Annotated in this window: 14 protein-coding genes; 4 read left to right on the top strand and 10 right to left on the bottom strand. The window is 61.3% G+C overall.

Going from position 1 to position 16,371, the window contains the following annotated elements:
* Positions 1-4 precede the first annotated feature (4 nt).
* Positions 5-676 carry an urease accessory protein UreF gene (locus tag CUJ84_RS17525; protein ID WP_105007149.1) on the top strand — a complete coding sequence of 224 codons (672 nt, stop codon included), beginning with the start codon at positions 5-7 and terminating at the stop codon, positions 674-676.
* Between the two features lie 189 nt (positions 677-865).
* Positions 866-1,477 carry an urease accessory protein UreG gene (gene ureG, locus CUJ84_RS17520; RefSeq protein WP_011653180.1) on the top strand — a complete coding sequence of 204 codons (612 nt, stop codon included), beginning with the start codon at positions 866-868 and terminating at the stop codon, positions 1,475-1,477.
* A 215-nt stretch (positions 1,478-1,692) separates the two neighbouring features.
* On the opposite strand, the gene CUJ84_RS17515 is transcribed toward ureG, so the two are convergent.
* The 7 genes from CUJ84_RS17515 to CUJ84_RS17485 all read right to left on the bottom strand — a co-directional run bounded on the left by CUJ84_RS17515 (position 1,693) and on the right by CUJ84_RS17485 (position 11,503).
* Positions 1,693-2,376 (bottom strand): Crp/Fnr family transcriptional regulator, encoded by a 684-nt coding sequence (locus tag CUJ84_RS17515; RefSeq protein ID WP_105007148.1) that lies wholly within the window; start codon positions 2,374-2,376, stop codon positions 1,693-1,695.
* Positions 2,377-2,544: 168 nt separating this feature from the next.
* Positions 2,545-5,871, bottom strand: a complete 3,327-nt coding sequence (locus CUJ84_RS17510; RefSeq protein WP_105007147.1) for an efflux RND transporter permease subunit — start codon at positions 5,869-5,871, stop codon at positions 2,545-2,547.
* Between the two features lie 12 nt (positions 5,872-5,883).
* Positions 5,884-7,074 (bottom strand): efflux RND transporter periplasmic adaptor subunit, encoded by a 1,191-nt coding sequence (locus CUJ84_RS17505; protein WP_105007146.1) that lies wholly within the window; start codon positions 7,072-7,074, stop codon positions 5,884-5,886.
* A gap of 510 nt (positions 7,075-7,584) precedes the next feature.
* Complete coding sequence (locus CUJ84_RS17500; RefSeq protein ID WP_018243277.1) at positions 7,585-8,556, bottom strand: ABC transporter substrate-binding protein; 972 nt, start codon at positions 8,554-8,556, stop codon at positions 7,585-7,587.
* 58 nt (positions 8,557-8,614) lie between these two features.
* Positions 8,615-9,742 carry an ABC transporter permease gene (locus tag CUJ84_RS17495; RefSeq protein ID WP_105007145.1) on the bottom strand — a complete coding sequence of 376 codons (1,128 nt, stop codon included), beginning with the start codon at positions 9,740-9,742 and terminating at the stop codon, positions 8,615-8,617.
* Positions 9,739-10,668, bottom strand: coding sequence for an ABC transporter permease (locus tag CUJ84_RS17490; protein WP_027683377.1), 930 nt, complete (start codon positions 10,666-10,668; stop codon positions 9,739-9,741). The genes CUJ84_RS17495 and CUJ84_RS17490 overlap by 4 nt, the downstream gene beginning before the upstream one ends.
* A 58-nt stretch (positions 10,669-10,726) precedes the next feature.
* Positions 10,727-11,503, bottom strand: coding sequence for an ABC transporter ATP-binding protein (locus tag CUJ84_RS17485; protein WP_105007144.1), 777 nt, complete (start codon positions 11,501-11,503; stop codon positions 10,727-10,729).
* Between the two features lie 94 nt (positions 11,504-11,597).
* Between CUJ84_RS17485 and CUJ84_RS17480 the strand changes: the two genes are divergently transcribed.
* Positions 11,598-12,011: a cupin domain-containing protein gene (locus CUJ84_RS17480; protein ID WP_105007143.1), complete on the top strand. Its 414-nt coding sequence runs from the start codon at positions 11,598-11,600 to the stop codon at positions 12,009-12,011.
* A gap of 58 nt (positions 12,012-12,069) precedes the next feature.
* On the opposite strand, the gene hydA is transcribed toward CUJ84_RS17480, so the two are convergent.
* The 3 genes from hydA to CUJ84_RS17465 are packed head-to-tail and all read right to left on the bottom strand — an operon-like array spanning position 12,070 to position 15,417.
* Positions 12,070-13,524, bottom strand: a complete 1,455-nt coding sequence (gene hydA, locus CUJ84_RS17475) for a dihydropyrimidinase (RefSeq protein WP_105007142.1) — start codon at positions 13,522-13,524, stop codon at positions 12,070-12,072.
* A gap of 34 nt (positions 13,525-13,558) precedes the next feature.
* The gene (locus CUJ84_RS17470) at positions 13,559-14,164 is read right to left on the bottom strand and encodes a hypothetical protein (RefSeq protein WP_105007141.1); all 606 of its coding nucleotides are present in this window, start codon (positions 14,162-14,164) and stop codon (positions 13,559-13,561) included.
* A complete protein-coding gene (locus CUJ84_RS17465) occupies positions 14,164-15,417 on the bottom strand; it encodes a Zn-dependent hydrolase (RefSeq protein WP_105007140.1) in 1,254 nt (417 codons plus the stop codon). Before CUJ84_RS17465 ends, CUJ84_RS17470 begins: the two co-directional genes overlap by 1 nt.
* Before the next feature lie 276 nt (positions 15,418-15,693).
* Here CUJ84_RS17465 and CUJ84_RS17460 point away from each other — a divergent pair, with 276 nt between their 5' ends.
* On the top strand, positions 15,694-16,371 hold the full coding sequence (locus CUJ84_RS17460; protein WP_018073741.1) for a TetR family transcriptional regulator C-terminal domain-containing protein: 678 nt from the start codon (positions 15,694-15,696) through the stop codon (positions 16,369-16,371).

Raw genomic sequence — 16,371 nt, 5'->3', positions numbered from 1 at the left:
CTTGATGACCAGGGATCGCGAGCTGCAGGCATTGCTGCGCCTGACGGCATGGCTCTCGCCGGCCTTTCCTATCGGCAGCTTTGCCTATTCGGGCGGGCTGGAGCGGGCGGTGGCCGACGGGCTGGTTACGGATGCGGCCTCGCTTGCGGCCTGGATCGGCACGCTGATCGGCAATGGTTCGGCCTGGAACGATGCGGTGCTTCTGGCCGAAAGCCACAGGCAACAGGCAGAACCCGCACGCCTTGCCGAAGTCGCTGCACTCGCCGAGGCGCTGGCCGGATCACGCGAGCGGCATCAGGAAACGATGTTGCTCGGTGAGGCTTTCCTCGCAGCGGCGCGGGCCTGGCCGGACGAGGTGTTCGAGCGGCTACCTGATAGGGTCACGTATCCCATTGCAGTCGGGGCGGTGACGGGCGCCCATGGGATAGGGCCCGAGAAGGCGCTCGCCGCCTTCCTACATGCTTATGTCTCACAAGCGGTTTCATCAGGCATCCGCCTCGGTGTCGCCGGGCAAAGGGATGGCGTCGCCGTTCTTGCCGGTCTGGAAGACCGTATCGCGGAGGTTGCCCGGCGGGCGGCAGCCTCGACGCTCGACGATCTGGGTTCGGCGACGGTGCAGGCCGATATTGCCAGCCTGCGCCACGAGACGCAGGCGACACGGCTGTTCCGTTCGTGATTGTCCGAAATATCGCTGGAGCGAGAGCAATTCCAGCAAAAGTGCGCAGCGGTTTTGCGTCCGGAATTGCGTGAAAACAAAGAGATAGAGCGCTTCCGTGATTTGAAGAAAAACAAGCGCTCTAAGTCATTTGACGGTGGCGCGGGCGGGCGGCTTCGCTATCATCGGGGTTCGATTGGAGTAAGGCACATGAAATCAAGAAACGGACCTTTACGTGTCGGCATCGGCGGGCCGGTCGGCTCGGGCAAGACGGCGCTGACCGAAAAGCTCTGCAAGGCGATGCGCGACGACTATTCCGTCGCCGTCGTCACCAACGATATCTACACGACAGAGGATGCCGAGGCGCTGGTGCGGATGCAGGCATTGACTTCGGACCGCATCGTCGGTGTCGAAACGGGTGGCTGCCCGCATACAGCAATCCGCGAGGATGCGACGATCAATTTGCAGGCGATCGCCGGCTTGAACCGGCGGATCCCCGATCTCGACGTCGTCTTCATCGAATCCGGCGGTGACAATCTGGCGGCGACCTTTTCGCCCGATCTTGCCGATATCACCATCTATGTCATCTCCGTTTGCCAGGGCGAGGAAATCCCGCGCAAGGGCGGGCCCGGCATCACCCGGTCGGACCTGCTCGTCATCAACAAGAAGGATCTGGCGCCGTATGTCGGCGCCGATCTCGAGGTGATGGACCGGGATGCGACGCGTATGCGCGCTTCGCGCCCCTTCGTCTTCTCCGACATGAAGCGCGGCGACGGCGTCAGCTCGATCGTCAGCTTCCTCAGGGAGCAGGGCGGTCTCTAAAGCGCGTCGCGATCTTTCAGATTCGCTTCGTGCGCTTTAGGTCTTTGTTTTTACGCATGTCGTTGTCGCAAAACCGCTGCACACTTTTGCGCGACATGCTTAGATCCGGATGATTTTAGGCCGGATCGGCCTAAAATCATCGGATCAAAGTCAAAGAATTAGAGCATGATGTCGTCCGAAAACCACTCACACTTTTCGGCCTCATGCTCTGACGATCAGATCTGACGCAGCAGGTTGACGTCGCTGATGGCGATCGCCCGGCCGCGCACCGTGACACCTTTTGTCTTCAGCGTCGAGAAGGCGCGCGAGAGCGCCTCCGGTGCGAGGCCAAGCTTGCGGGCAAGCAGGTTTTTCGGAAAGGGCAGCCGCAGCGAAGCGGCCGCACCGTTCTCGGCGCAGTGAGTCAGCAGATAATGAGCCACGCGCTGCGGCGCGGTCTGCATCCGGTCGCTTGCCAGGCATTCCATCGCCGAGATCAGATGCAGTGACAGGCTGCGCATGATCGCCTTGCCGATCCGCGGCCGCTCCTCCAGCAATAGCCGGACCTTGCCGATGTGGAAGCAGGCCAACACGGCATGATCCATTGCTTGCGCACCGTAGCGATAGGTTTCGTCGGCGTGGATCAGGCATTCCGCGAAGCTGTCGCCGGGCTCGCAGATGCGGATATCGGCCTGCCTGCCGTCGCCGTTGTGACGATAGAGCCTGACATAACCGCTGAGCACGCAATAGAAATAGGCCGCCTTGTCGCCCTCCTCGAAGAGAACGTCATGCGGGTCGCAGAGGCGAACGGTGGCACAGGCACGCAGGGCTTCAGTCTCGCTATGGTCGAGCCCGGCCATGACGGCGGCCTTGGCGAGCACAGCGGCCTCATGGCCGTTGAATGTCAGCGTCCTGTTCATCTCCCGGTCTCCTGATATGGCCGGTCTTTCCAATTCCATGTGCATGCCCGGCAAAATACGGGAAGGAGATGGCGGCGGATTTGATTTCGGTCAATCGCCAGAAGTGAACAGCAAAAAATGAAACGGGCCGGGAGATCGCTCCCGGCCCGTTCATTTCCTGGGTTTTGCTTATTCCGCCGCGAAGGGCGGCAGGCGCAGCACGTTGGTGTCGTTGCCCTTGGCGCTCTTGCGTTTGCCTTCCGGCTTTTCGATTGCGGTCAGGCGCTCCTCCAGCGAGTCGATTTCGCTGCGGTTCTCCCGGGTGACACGGGTGAGATCCTCGCGCGACAGCGGCAGCTCCTCCTCGTCCTTCCTGCCGACCAGGCGGCCGAAAGCCCAGCCGAGCAGGCGGGACAGATCGTCCATGATCAGGAAGAAGGAGGGCACGACGACGAGCGAGAGCACGGTCGAGACGATGATACCGCCAATCACCGCAATCGCCATCGGCGCGCGGAACGAGCCGCCTTCGCCGACACCGAGCGCGGAAGGCAGCATGCCCGCCGACATGGCGATCGAGGTCATGATGATCGGACGGGCGCGCTTGCGGCCGGCTTCGACCATGGCCTCGACGCGAGGCATGCCCCGGTGGCGCATCTCGATCGCGAAATCGACGAGCAGGATCGCGTTCTTGGTGACGACACCCATCAGCATCAGAATGCCGATCATGACAGGCATCGACAGCGGATTGCTGGTGACGAGCAAGCCGGCCGCGACGCCGCCAATGGCGAGCGGCAGCGAGAACAGGATGGTGAAGGGCTGGATCACGTCCTTGAAGAGCAGGATCAGCACTGTCAACACCAGCAGGAGGCCCATCAGCATGGCGTTGACGAAGCTCTGCTGCATCTCGGTCTGCACCTTGGTGTCGCCGCTTTCGGCAAGGTGCACCGAGGCCGGGATGTTGGCCCCATTGACGATCTCGCGGAAGCGGGCCGAAGCCGTGTCGAGCGCAACGCCCTGCGGCAGGTCGGACCCGATCGAGACGACGCGGTTGCGGTTGTTGCGCTTGATCGAGCTTACGCCTTCCGAATAGTCGATATTGGCGACGCTTGCGAGCGGAACGGTGCCGCCGCTGGCGGTCTGGACCTTCAGCGCCCGTATGGCCGCGAGATCGCGGCGCATGTCGAGTGAAGTCTGGACACGGATCGGGATCTGGCGATCGTCGAGCGAGATCTTGGCAAGGGCTGCATCGACATCGCCGATGGTGGCGACGCGGATCGTCTCGGAGATCTGCTGCGGCGTGATGCCGAGGCGGGCAGCCTCATCCTTGCGCGGATGAACCTGCAGTTCCGGACGGGGCAGGGCGCCGTCGGCGCTGACATTGGCAAGCAGCGGATCGGCGCGGAGCTTGGATTCCAGAATGCCGACGGCGTCGTTCAGGTCCTTCTCGTTCTTGGAGAGGAAGTTGAAGGAGAGGTCGCGTTCGCCGCGGTCGTTGAGCTTCAGGATATGGACGTCGGGAATGTCGCGCAGCTTGGCGAAGACTTCCTTTTCGATATTCCATTGCGGACGTTCGCGCCCGTGGACTTCCACCTTCGGCAGCATCGGGCCAACGACCGGGATACGGCCGAGCACGTCGTTGACCATCTTCTTGAGCAGCGATTGGTCGAGCTTGTCGAGGGCGAGCGTGATGGTCGCGCGGCGCAGTTCGAGTTCGCCCTTCGGCGACGCGCCGCCGAGAACGAAGACGCTATCGACACCGTTGATGTCCTTGACCCTGTCGTAAATCGCATCCGTCGTCTTCTCGGTGTCGTCAAGCCGCGCATTGGGAGGCAGTTCGACGGAGAGAACGATGCGTGAAGCGTCTTCCGGCGGCAGGAAGCTGCCGGGAACCTGCATCAGCAACATAACAGAGCCGACCAGGAAGCCGAACGCGACAATCAGCGTCGCATAACGCGTGTACCAGCGTCCGGTCGTGCCACGTATGAGACGGGTGTAGCCGCGCATCAGCAGGCTGTCATTGTCGTGATGGTCTTCCATCGCGTCTTCGGCGCGCATCAGATAGGCGGCCATCATCGGCGTGATCAGGCGCGCCACCATCAGCGAGAAGAAGACGGAGAAGGCGACGGTCAGGCCGAACTGGATGAAGTACTGGCCCGGAATGCCCGGCATGAAGGAAACCGGCACGAAAACGGCGATGATCGTGAAAGTGGTGGCGATAACGGCAAGGCCGATTTCATCAGCCGCCTCGATCGCCGCTCGGTAGGGCGTCTTGCCCATCTTGATGTGGCGAGCGATGTTTTCGATTTCGACGATCGCATCGTCGACGAGGATACCGGTCGCAAGCGTCAAAGCGAGGAAGCTGACAAGGTTCAGTGAAAAGCCCATCATGTCCATGATCCAGAAGGTCGGGATCGCGGACAAGGGAAGGGCGATTGCTGAAATCAGCGTCGCCCGCCAGTTCCTGAGGAACAGGAAGACGACGATGACGGCGAGCAGCGCGCCTTCGAGCAGCGTATGGATGGCGGCTTCGTAGTTGCCATAGGTGAAATAAACCGAATCGTCGATCAGTTCGACCTTCACATTCGGGTTTTCGGCCCGCACCTTGTCGAGGCTCTGCGCTACGGTTTCGGCGACGCTGACCTCGCTGGCGCCCTTGGAACGGAAAACGCCGAAAGTGACGACGGGCGTATCGTTGAAGCGCGAGAAGGACTTCGGCTCCTCATAAGTGTCCTTGATGACACCGAGATCGGAGAGTTTGACGAAGCGGCCGTTCGGCAGCGCGATCGTCGTGTCGGCGAGTTCGGCGACGTTGCGGGCATCGCCCAGGACGCGGATCGCCTGTTCGCTGCCGGCCACCTGGCCGCGGCCGGAGCCGAGATCGATGTTGGTGCCGCGCAGTTGCTCGTTCACGCTTGCGGCGGTGATGCCATAGGCGTTGAGCTTGTCGGGGGTGAGTTCGATGCGCACTTCGCGCTCGGCACCGCCGTAGCGGTCGACGCGGCCGATGCCGGCCTGGCCCTGCAGCGAACGCTTGATCGTGTCGTCAACGAACCAGGAAAGTTCCTCCAGCGACATGGCGGGCGAGGAAACGGCGAAGGTCTGGATCGCCTGGCCTTCGACATCGACCTTGGAGACGATCGGTGCTTCGGCGTTTGCCGGCAGATCGCTGCGGATGCGGTCGATCGCGTCCTTGGTGTCCTGCACGGCCTGTTCGGTCGGCACTTCCATGCGGAACATGACGTTGGTCTGCGAGCTGCCGTCGGTCACCGTCGACTGGATTTCGTCGATGCCGGTGATCGAAGCGACTGCGTCCTCGATCTCCTTCGTCACCTGCATTTCGAGTTCGGCCGGCGAAGCACCGCTCTGCGTCACGCTGATCGAAACGAGCGGTACGTCGATGTTGGGAAAGCGCGTGATCGGCAGCGAGTTGAAGGACTGTATGCCGATGAACACCAGCAGGCAGAAGGCCAGCAGCGGTGCGATGGGGTTTCGAATGGACCAGGCTGAAAAATTCATCGGATGGTCTCTTTAGTTGGAAGCCGGGAGCTGTTCACGCACCGGGGTGATGTGGTCGCCGTCACGAACATAAGCGCCCGCCTTGGCCACGACCTCGTCGCCGGTCTTCAATCCTTCAACGATCTCGACATAGGCACCATCCTGGATGCCGGTCTCGACCTTGGCGTATTTTACCACACCATCCTCGACCCTGCGGGCGGAGGAGCCTTCGTTACTGGTGAGCACGGCGGTCAGGGGAAGCGATACGCCCTCTGTTTCGCGCACGATGATCTCGGCGCTGCCATACATGCCCGAGCGCGCCTTGCTGTCGTCGTCGATGGATATATGGACAAGACCGAGGCGGGTGACCGGATCGACGGTGGGCGAGACCAGGCGCACGGAGCCGGACAGCTTCTCGCGGCTGCCGGAGAGCGAAATCGCAGCCTTCTGGCCGGCCATGACTCTGACGATGTCGCTTTCGGCGACTTCGGCGACGAGTTCGATATCGCCGTTACGGATGATGGTGAAGAGCGGGTCGCCGTTGCCGGCGGCGATGGCGCCGACCTTGGCGTTCTTCGCCGAGACCGTGCCGGAGACCGGCGTCTTCACATCGGTGCGCGCCAGCTTCAGATCGGCATCGGCGATCTGGCTGTCGAAGACCTTCAGATCGGCTACGGAAACTTCGATTGCCTGTTCGGCGGAAGATACGCGGGCATTGGCGGCGGCAGCAGTCGCATCGGCCTGTTCGACCTGAGCGGTGGAGACCGTGCCCTTCTTGCCCATTTCCTGGGCGCGAGCCTGCTGCTGCCTTGCCTGTTCAGCGTTGGCCTGCGCCTCGACGAGTTGGGCGCGCAGCTGGGCGAGGCTTGCCTCGCCCTTTGCTTTCGTCGCCATCATCTGGCTCTTTTCCAAGACCAGCGCGTCATCGTTGAGCGTCGCCAGCGTGCTTTCCGCCTGAACCTTGTCGCCGACATCGGCTTTCAGCGTGCGAATCGAGAGGCCTTCGACCTGCGGCTGGATATAGACTTCCTCGACGGGTTTGACCGTTCCCGTGCCGATGACGCGGTCGACGAGGGTCCGGTTCGTCGCCTGGGTGACGACGATCGCCGGCAGGTTCTGCTGCGGTTTTTCGACCGGTTTTTCCTGCGAAAATGCAGTGGATGCAGCAAGTACCGCTGCAAAAAGAGTAGAGGGGCCTAGAATTCCAATCGGCTTGCGTGCCATGCGTCTTCGTCCAATCTTATGATAAGGTTGGCCGAACTCGAGCGTCTGCCACTCAGCGCGCGATCAGGCCACTGCCCTTCCTGCATTCTCAGAGGTATCCGCCGATCCTTTGCCGTCTTCATCCCTCGCCGGCAAATTCGGCTTGTAGGTGGTATCGATTTGCTCGATCTACAAGTCCGGCAGAAAACAATTCCCCATTAGGCGATAATAATTACCATTCTGACGTCAATCAATCACTGCAAGGTTATGTCAACATTACGAAGATTGATCGCGCCTCTATCTCTAAGACGTTTGACGCCCGATAAATGCGACAGTTGCACGGCATTTTTTTCGGTTGCGAGATGCTGATGATTTAGGCCGACTGGCCTAAAATCTGAATCAGCATCCAAATCAAATCAATAGAGCATGATGTCGTCCGAAAACCGTGTACACTTTTCGGCATCATGCTTTAGAAAAAGACAAAACGCGCGGGAAATTTCCCGCGCGTTTCGCTTCGCAATCTTGCCGAAACTACTTGGAAGCGGCGTCGGTGATGTCGTGCGTCCAAGCGCCTGACGGCTCCTTGCTGATGATCTTCTGGTCGAGCAGCGCCTTTGCCGTGCGGGCATAGAGCGCCTCGTCCAGCTTGCCGGAGCTGTCGCCGACCAGCTTGGCGACTTCACCCATCATGCGCTTCTGATGGTTGTCGTCCTGGCCGCCATTGTCCATGACGATCTCGGCGGCTTCGTCGGGATTCTCGGTGGCATATTTCCAGCCCTTCATCGACGCGCGGACGAACTTGACCATCTTCTCCTTGAAGGCCGGGTCTTTCAGTTTGTCTTCCATCGCATAGAGGCCGTCTTCAAGAAGGTCGTTGCCCATTTCAGTGTAATTGAAGACCGTCAGTTCTTCCGGCTTGAAGCCGGCATCGATCGCCTGCCAGTATTCGTTATAGGTCATGACAGAGATGCAGTCGGCCTGCTTCTGGACAAGCGGCTGCACGTCGAAGCTCTGCTTCAGCACGGTGACGCCGTTCGGACCGCCTTCTGTCGACAGGCCGAGCTTGTTCATCCAGGCGAAGAAGGGATATTCGTTGCCGAAGAACCAGACGCCGAGCGTGTGGCCCTTGAAGTCGGCTTCGGTCTTGATCGGGCCGTCCTTGCGGCAGACCATTTCCAGGCCCGCCTTCTGGTAGGGCTGGGCGATGTTGACGAGCGGAACGCCCTTTTCGCGGGCAACCAGGGCGCCGCCCATCCAGTCGACGATGACATCGGCGCCGCCGCCGGCGATCACCTGCTCGGGGGCGATATCGGGGCCACCCGGCTTGATGTCGACGTCGAGGCCTTCTTCCTTATAGAAGCCCTTGTCCTTGGCGACGTAATAACCGCCGAACTGGCTCTGCGTGACCCATTTCAGCTGCAGCACCACCTTGTCGGCGGCCATCGCATGGGCCGATGCAAGCGACATCGCGCTCGCCATCATTGCAACCATCAACTTTCTCATTTTCTTATCCTTACCCTCTGAAGTTATGCCCGGACCCGTTGCTGGAGCCCGCGCGCGCCTAGCCACCACGGATAGACGGATGCCAGAACGTCACCGCCCGTTCGGTCAGGGCGATGATGCCATAGAAGATCGAGCCGGCCAGCGCCGCGACGGCGATTTCCGCCCAGACCATGTCGACATTCATGCGGCCGATCTCGGTGGAGATGCGGAAGCCCATGCCGACGATCGGTGTTCCGAAGAATTCCGCAACGATGGCACCAATCAGCGCCAGCGTCGAGTTGATCTTCAGTGCGTTGAAAATGAAGGGCATTGCCGCCGGAAGCCTGAGCTTCAGCAGCGTCTGCCAATAGCCGGAGGCATAGGTGCGCATCAGGTCGCGCTCCATGCTGCCGGAGGCGGCAAGGCCGGCGACGGTATTCACCAGCATCGGGAAGAAGGTCATGATGATGACGACGGCGGCCTTCGACGGCCAGTCGAAGCCGAACCACATGACCATGACAGGGGCGACGCCGATGATCGGCAGGGCCGAAACCATGTTGCCGATTGGCAGAAGGCCGCGGCGCAGGAAGGCGATGCGGTCGGCGAGCACTGCGACGACGAAGCCACTGAGGCAGCCGACGATATAACCGATCAGCACCGCCTTGAAGATCGTCTGCCTGACGTCCGCGCCGAGGATCGGCAGCGATGCCATGAACCGCGCGCCGATGGCGCTCGGCGGCGGCAGCAGGATGAAGGGGACGCCGGCGCCACGCGTAACCGCCTCCCAGAGAATTAAGATCCAGGCGCCGAAGATCGCCGGGATCAGCATCTGGAGCGCCGACTTGCTGAAAGTGGTGACAGGCTGCAGTTTCGACAGCTCGGTGACGCATCGCCAGGCAAGCAGCCAGCAGGCGAAGAGCAGCAGGAAGAAAGCCCGCGTCGCCGCGCCCTCGTTGCCGGAAAGAGCGGAAAGCAGCATCCAGGCGGCGCCATGCGCGCCGATAAACAGCACGGTGGCACGATAGGCCGGCGGTTGCGGCGCCAGGGACAGCAGGGCGGCCGCGATGACGATGATGAAAATGAGGCTTGCCGTGCCGTCGGTGAGGGGTCGCGTCGCGCCCTCGGCTAGGAGCGGCAGGGCCGTCAGCGCCCCGGCGCAGAGGAGGAGAGCGAGCACGCCTTGCCAGGAGAACGTCAGATGTCTCATGCCGGCCTCCCGCCCATGGCGCGGTCGACGATCTTCGCCGCAACGCCGACAATCGCAACCAGGATGCCCGCCAGCAGCGATCCGGCGACGAGGGCGGCCCAGATATCGATGGTCTGGCTGTAATAGGAGCCGGCGAGCAGCTTCGAGCCGATGCCGGCGACTGCACCCGTCGGCAGCTCGCCGACGATGGCGCCGACGAGGCTGGCGGCGATCGCGACCTTCATCGAGGTGAAGAGGAAAGGGATCGAAGCCGGAACGCGCAGCTTCCAGAACGTCTGCATCGGGCTGGCATAATAGGTGCGCATCAGGTCGAGATGCATGATTTCAGGCGAACGCAGCCCCTTCACCATGCCGACGGCGACCGGAAAGAAGGAGAGGTAGGTGGAGATCAGCGCCTTCGAAACAAGACGGGAGGCGTCGGAATCGAGATTGAGGAGATGTGCAACGGCATTGTCGCCAGTCAGCACGTTATAGGAGATGATGACGATCATCGGCGCGATGGCGAGGATCGGTATGGTCTGGCTCGCCACCAGCCAGGGCATCAGCGAGCGGTCCATGGCACGGTTATGGACGATCAGCACGGCGAGAAGGATGCCGAGCAGCATGCCGAAGCCGAAGCCGAGCAGGGTGGAGGAGAGCGTTACCCAGCTGTGATAGACGAGGCTGCGGTTGCTCGAAAGGCTGCGCAGGAAGGTGTTCTCGTAGACGTTCTGCGCCACCTGATGCGGCGCCGGCAGGATAGGCTTCGGCTGGGCGAGCGTCTTGCCGATGAATTCGAGGGTCGATGGGGTCGCGCCGGCGCGGCCGTCCATGTCGCGCTGGAACGGCGCGTTCATCAGGATGGCGGCGACATACCAGATGACGACGAGCGCCAGCAGGATGGTGGTGACGGGGACGATCTTGTCCTTGAGGGTGTCGGGTTTCATGGGATTTGCTCCCACGTTGTGTTGAGCCTGCAGAGCCCGGGAATCAAACCCCTATTCCTCATGCGTGCCCCGTCCTCAACCCTTCGCGGACGCGGTGGGCAATCTCCAGGAACTCGGGGGTTTCGCGGATGTCGAGCGGGCGCTCGGCCGGCAGGGTCGAGTCGATCACATCGGTCACGCGGCCCGGGCGCGGAGACATCACCACGATCTTGGTAGAGAGATAGACCGCCTCGGGGATGGAATGGGTGACGAAGCAGATCGTCTTGTTGGTTCGGGTCCAGAGTTTCAGCAGCTCTTCGTTCAGATGGTCGCGGACGATCTCGTCCAGGGCGCCGAAGGGCTCATCCATCAACAATAGGTCGGCGTCGAAAGCGAGCGCGCGGGCGATCGAGGCGCGCTGCTGCATGCCGCCGGAAAGCTGCCAGGGGAATTTCTTCTCGAAGCCCGAAAGACTGACGAGATCGAGCGCTTCGGCGATGCGCCTCGTCCGGTCAACATTGGAATACCCCATGATCTCCAGCGGCAGGGCGATGTTGTTTTCGATGGTGCGCCAGGGATAGAGCGCCGGCGCCTGGAAGACATAGCCATAGGCACGGGCCTTGCGAGCTTCCTCCGGCGTCATGCCGTTGATCGAGACCTCGCCCGACGTGCTCTTTTCGAGATCGGCGATGACACGCAGGAAAGTGGTCTTGCCGCAGCCCGATGGACCGATGAAAGAAACGAAATCGCCCTTGCGGACATCAAGATTGACATTGCTCAGTGCACGCACCGGGCCGTCATTCGCCTGGTAGGTGAGACAGAGATCCTTGGCGGATACGACGGAGGGTGCTTGCATCAATGCGACCAGTCTTGTTTTCGCCGCGGGAACGCGGTTTGCGTGCTATCATTATCGCCGGTTTTATCGACGACACACTCCATGGAGGATGAGGATGGACGTGACATTAAAGCCCACCTGCCACATCGTTCGCCCCAATCATGCCTATGACGGCAAGCAGGGGCTCAGCTATTTCGAAGGGGTCGCGGCCGAGACGGTCGGCGCCAAGGGCATCTGCATGCACCTCCTGACGATCCCGCCGGGTGTACGCGCCAAGGCGCATCTGCATGAGGCGCACGAGACGGCGATCTACATGCTCTCCGGCGAGGCCCATACCTGGTACGGAGACCGGCTCGAGCATCACGTCATCGTCCATGCCGGCGAACTTTTCTATATCCCGGCGGGTGTGCCGCACCTGCCGGCGAACCTCAGCAGCACGCCGTGCACGGCGATCATCGCGCGCACCGATCCGAACGAGCAGGAAAGCGTCGTGCTTCTGCCGGAGTTGGACGCTTTGGTGCCGGCGTGAGGTCATTGGCATAGAGGCAGCGGTCCCCGGTTAATGGCCGTATGGTCATGCGCCATCGTCATACGCCGCTTGCCGGAATGCCGCTACGCGTCACCTTGCGCGGTGCGGTGATGTCCTTCCACTGGGAAAGCGCCTTGCTGACAGCCGTGACTGGTTCGCGCCTGACGAATTCGCCGTGGCCCTCGCGGGTCTTGATCGCGCCTTCCTCGATCGCGACGACGCCGCGTGTCAGCGTATAGCGGGGCAGGCCGGTCACTTCCTTGCCTTCGAAGACGTTGTAGTCGATCGCCGACTGCTGGGCCTTGGACGAAATGGTCTTGGAACGTTTGGGGTCCCAGACGACGATGTCGGCATCGGCGCCGACAAGGATCGCGCCCTTCTTCGGATAGATGTTGAGGATCTTGGCGATGTTGGTCGAGGTGACAGCGACGAATTCGTTCATCGTCAGTCGGCCAGTGTTGACGCCATGTGTCCAGAGCATCGGCATGCGGTCTTCGAGGCCGCCGGTGCCGTTCGGGATCTTGGTGAAATCGCCGACGCCGAAGCGCTTCTGCGCCGTGGTGAAGGCGCAATGGTCGGTGGCGACGACCTGCAGCGAGCCGGAGGCAAGGCCCGCCCAAAGCGAGTCCTGATGCTGCTTGTTGCGGAAGGGCGGCGACATCACCCGACGGGCCGCATGATCCCAGTCGGGGTTGGAATATTCGCTTTCGTCGAGCGTCAGGTGCTGGATCAGCGGTTCGCCATAGACGCGCATGCCTTTGGCACGGGCGCGGCGGATCGCCTCGTGCGCCTGTTCGCAGGAGGTGTGGACGATATAGACCGGGCAGCCGGCCATGTCGGCGATCATGATGGCGCGGTTGGTGGCCTCGCCCTCGACTTCGGCCGGGCGGGAATAGGCATGCGCCTCGGGGCCGTTATTGCCTTCGGCGAGCAGCTTTGCCGACATCGAGGCGACGACGTCGCCGTTTTCGGCGTGCACCAGCGGCAGGGCGCCGAGTTCGGCGCAGCGCTGGAAGGAGGCGAACATCTCGTCATCGTCGACCATCAGCGCGCCCTTATAGGCCATGAAGTGCTTGAAGGTGTTGATGCCCTTGTCGCGGACGATGGTCTCCATCTCCTTGAAGACCTGCTCGCTCCACCAGGTGACCGCCATGTGGAAGGAATAGTCGCAATTGGCGCGGGTCGATTTGTTGTCCCACATGGTCAGCGCCTCGAGCAGCGACTGGCCGGGGGCGGGCAGGGCGAAATCGACCACCATCGTCGTACCGCCGGAAAGGGCGGCGCGTGTGCCGCTCTCGAAATCGTCGGAGGAATAGGTGCCCATGAAGGGCATTTCGAGATGGGTGTGCGGATCGATGCCGCCGGGCATAATATAACAGCCGGAGGCGTCGAGTGTTTCGTCGCCGGAGAGATTCTGCCCGATCTCGATGATCTTGCCGCCGTCGATCTTCACGTCAGCCTTATAGGTCAGGTCGGCGGTGACGATGGTGCCGTTCTTGATGACTGTGGTCATGGCTGCTGTTCCTTTTCCCTGCGATCTTATTGTCTTACGGCTCCACTGCCATCGTGGGCGTGCCGTTTCTAAAGAGCGCCGCACCCTTGGCGATAAGGCTGTAGACGGCCTCCTCACTCAACTCATTCGGCTTGTCGTGCTTCTCTTCGTAATACCAGTCGGGCTGCTCAAGGACGTCAATGCCACCCACCGACAAGGACCAAATGCCATCGCATTCGCGAAAGTAAAAATCCTTGCCGTCGATCAGCCCGGTTGACTGTACGGGTTGGCTGTCCTTGGGACGTTCGATCAGTATGCCAGGCGTGGAAGGGCCAAGTTCGATGCGAACGACACCGGGCCCAGGCCCATAGATATAGTAGGTTTGGTGGAGCGCATCTGGGTCGCGGTCATCTGGCTTGGCCAGCTGAACACCAGAAGGTTTATATCGCCAAAAGCTCGATATTTGCGGAAGCTTGATCCGCTCGCCTGCCGTGTTGATGCCAATGTAGAAGATCTGCACACCAGGGACGTCGTCCCACGGACCTTCGTTCACTGGCGTCACATTGGCGGTGGCCCACGCGAGGTCGTCGGCAGTTCGCTGAGTTTCGAACTTAAAGATATCAGGATAATCGAGATAAGTGGTTGGCAAATCTGATGCCATCACACCACGATCTCCGCCGTCTCGACCACCGCATGGAACAGCACATCGGCTCCCGCCATCGCCCATTCCTTGGAGATCTCTTCCGCCTCGTTATGCGAGAGCCCGCCGACGCAGGGGCACATGACCATCGTTGCAGGTGCGACCTTGGCGGCCCAGCAGGCGTCGTGGCCGGCGCCGGAGATGATGTTCATGTGGCTGTAGCCGAGCCGCTCGGCAGCCTCGCGCACCGACGTGACCAGTTTCGGATCGAAGGTGATCGGCTCGAAGTGGCCGATCGCCTCGATGGAACAGCCGACGCCGAGTGCATCGGTGATCTCGGGCGCCTTCGCCTCGATCTTTGCCCGCATGCGATCAAGCTTCTCCTTGTCGGGCGAGCGGATGTCGACGGTGAAGACCACCTTGCCGGGCAGCACGTTGCGGGAGTTCGGCGAGAAAAACACCTGTCCGACGCCGCCGACGGCGCCCGGCTGTTCGCCCATCGCCACGCCCTGGACCATTTCCAGGATGCGGGCCATGGCGAGACCGGCATTGACGCGCAGGTTCATCGGCGTCGAACCGGTATGGGCTTCCTTGCCGGTCAGCGTGAATTCCAGCCACCAGAGGCCCTGGCAATGGGTGACGACGCCGATCTGCTTTTCCTCGGCTTCGAGGATCGGTCCCTGCTCGATGTGATATTCGAAATAGGCGTGCATCTTGCGGGCGCCGACCTCTTCGTCGCCGACCCAGCCGATACGCTTCAATTCGTCGCCGAACAAATTGCCCTCGGGGTCCCTGCGATTGTAGGCAAAGTCCAGGCTGTGCACGCCGGCGAAGACGCCTGACGCCAGCATGGCAGGGGCAAAACGGGCGCCTTCCTCATTCGTCCAATTGGTAACGACGATCGGATGTTTGGTCTTGATCCCGAGATCGTTCATGGTGCGCACGACTTCGAGGGCTGCGAGCACGCCGAGCACACCGTCATATTTGCCGCCGGTCGGCTGGGTGTCGAGATGCGAGCCGACATAGACGGGCAAGGCATCGGGATCGGTGCCGGGGCGGGTGGCGAACATCGTGCCCATGCGGTCGACACCCATGGTCAAACCGGCATCGTCGCACCATTTTTTGAAAAGGCTGCGGCCCTGCGCATCGGCATCCGTCAGCGTCTGGCGATTGTTGCCGCCTGCTATGCCGGGGCCGATCTTCGCCATGTCCATGAGACTGTCCCAGAGACGGTCGCCATTGACGCGCATGTTCTCGCCTGGTGCTGCCACCATTCTTTATGCCCTCACCTGTTTGCGGCAGTCATGCAAAGGGGCATGCCCGCCTGTTCCCGTGGTCCTTTCCTGCGCCCCCTTATTGGTTTTGTCGAGCGCCGGAAAATCGCCAGTTGCCTTTGTTTTACATCTGACGGATAATTTGACCGATTGGTAAACATTACAACTTCCACCGCCGGGCTCAAGACGAAAATCACGAAAATCGCCGATAAAAATGCGGGCAGTTGCTCAAGGAAGCGGCGAGGGTCGTCCCCAATCCAAACTTGAGCGAAGAAGTTGAATTTCAAGGGGAAACGACAGCCTGTGACCATACCGAGAGCAGCGAAAACCCTGAGGCGGACGCGAATCCAGGAAGAGAAGGAAGAGCAGATCCTGGAAGCTGCGCTCGATGTGTTTTCGGCAAGCGGCTTCCGCGGCTCGACCATCGACCAGATTGCCGAAGTGGCCGGCATGTCGAAACCCAACCTGCTCTATTATTTCCGCACCAAGGAAGCGATGCACCGGGCGCTGATCGACCGGGTGCTCTACACCTGGCTGGAGCCGCTGCGCGCCTTCGACGCCGAAGGCAATCCGGAGACGGAAATCCGCAGCTACATCCGCCGCAAGCTGGAGATGGCCCGCGATTTCCCCCGCGAGAGCCGGCTTTTCGCCAACGAGGTGCTGCAGGGTGCGCCGCATATCGAGGACGAGTTGAAGGGGCCGCTGAAGGAGCTGGTCGACGAGAAGGCGGAGGTCATCCGCGCCTGGGCGAAATCAGGCAAGATCGTCAAATGCGATCCCTACCATCTGATCTTCTCCATCTGGTCGACGACGCAGCACTACGCGGATTTCGACGTTCAGGTGCGTGCCGTGCTGGGGCAGGAACATTCGGGCGAAGGGCGCTTCGAGGATGCGGCGCGGTTTCTGGAACAGCTCTTCATCGGCGGGCTGCGACCGGATCCCCTTGGGGGGTGA

It is taken from the genome of Rhizobium leguminosarum (genome assembly GCF_002953715.1).
Lineage (GTDB): Bacteria > Pseudomonadota > Alphaproteobacteria > Rhizobiales > Rhizobiaceae > Rhizobium > Rhizobium leguminosarum_V.
The sequence above is the reverse complement of the archived record's forward strand: the minus strand, read 5'-3'. Positions and strand labels throughout refer to the sequence as shown.

What these genes read in the sequence shown, in the direction of transcription:
- CUJ84_RS17525 (WP_105007149.1), top strand. Translation starts at nt 5, where the DNA reads ATGACCAGGGATCGCGAGCTGCAGGCATTGCTGCGCCTGACGGCATGG.
- ureG (WP_011653180.1), top strand. Translation starts at nt 866, where the DNA reads ATGAAATCAAGAAACGGACCTTTACGTGTCGGCATCGGCGGGCCGGTC.
- CUJ84_RS17515 (WP_105007148.1), bottom strand. Translation starts at nt 2,376, where the DNA reads ATGAACAGGACGCTGACATTCAACGGCCATGAGGCCGCTGTGCTCGCC.
- CUJ84_RS17510 (WP_105007147.1), bottom strand. Translation starts at nt 5,871, where the DNA reads ATGAATTTTTCAGCCTGGTCCATTCGAAACCCCATCGCACCGCTGCTG.
- CUJ84_RS17505 (WP_105007146.1), bottom strand. Translation starts at nt 7,074, where the DNA reads ATGGCACGCAAGCCGATTGGAATTCTAGGCCCCTCTACTCTTTTTGCA.
- CUJ84_RS17500 (WP_018243277.1), bottom strand. Translation starts at nt 8,556, where the DNA reads ATGAGAAAGTTGATGGTTGCAATGATGGCGAGCGCGATGTCGCTTGCA.
- CUJ84_RS17495 (WP_105007145.1), bottom strand. Translation starts at nt 9,742, where the DNA reads ATGAGACATCTGACGTTCTCCTGGCAAGGCGTGCTCGCTCTCCTCCTC.
- CUJ84_RS17490 (WP_027683377.1), bottom strand. Translation starts at nt 10,668, where the DNA reads ATGAAACCCGACACCCTCAAGGACAAGATCGTCCCCGTCACCACCATC.
- CUJ84_RS17485 (WP_105007144.1), bottom strand. Translation starts at nt 11,503, where the DNA reads ATGCAAGCACCCTCCGTCGTATCCGCCAAGGATCTCTGTCTCACCTAC.
- CUJ84_RS17480 (WP_105007143.1), top strand. Translation starts at nt 11,598, where the DNA reads ATGGACGTGACATTAAAGCCCACCTGCCACATCGTTCGCCCCAATCAT.
- hydA (WP_105007142.1), bottom strand. Translation starts at nt 13,524, where the DNA reads ATGACCACAGTCATCAAGAACGGCACCATCGTCACCGCCGACCTGACC.
- CUJ84_RS17470 (WP_105007141.1), bottom strand. Translation starts at nt 14,164, where the DNA reads ATGGCATCAGATTTGCCAACCACTTATCTCGATTATCCTGATATCTTT.
- CUJ84_RS17465 (WP_105007140.1), bottom strand. Translation starts at nt 15,417, where the DNA reads ATGGTGGCAGCACCAGGCGAGAACATGCGCGTCAATGGCGACCGTCTC.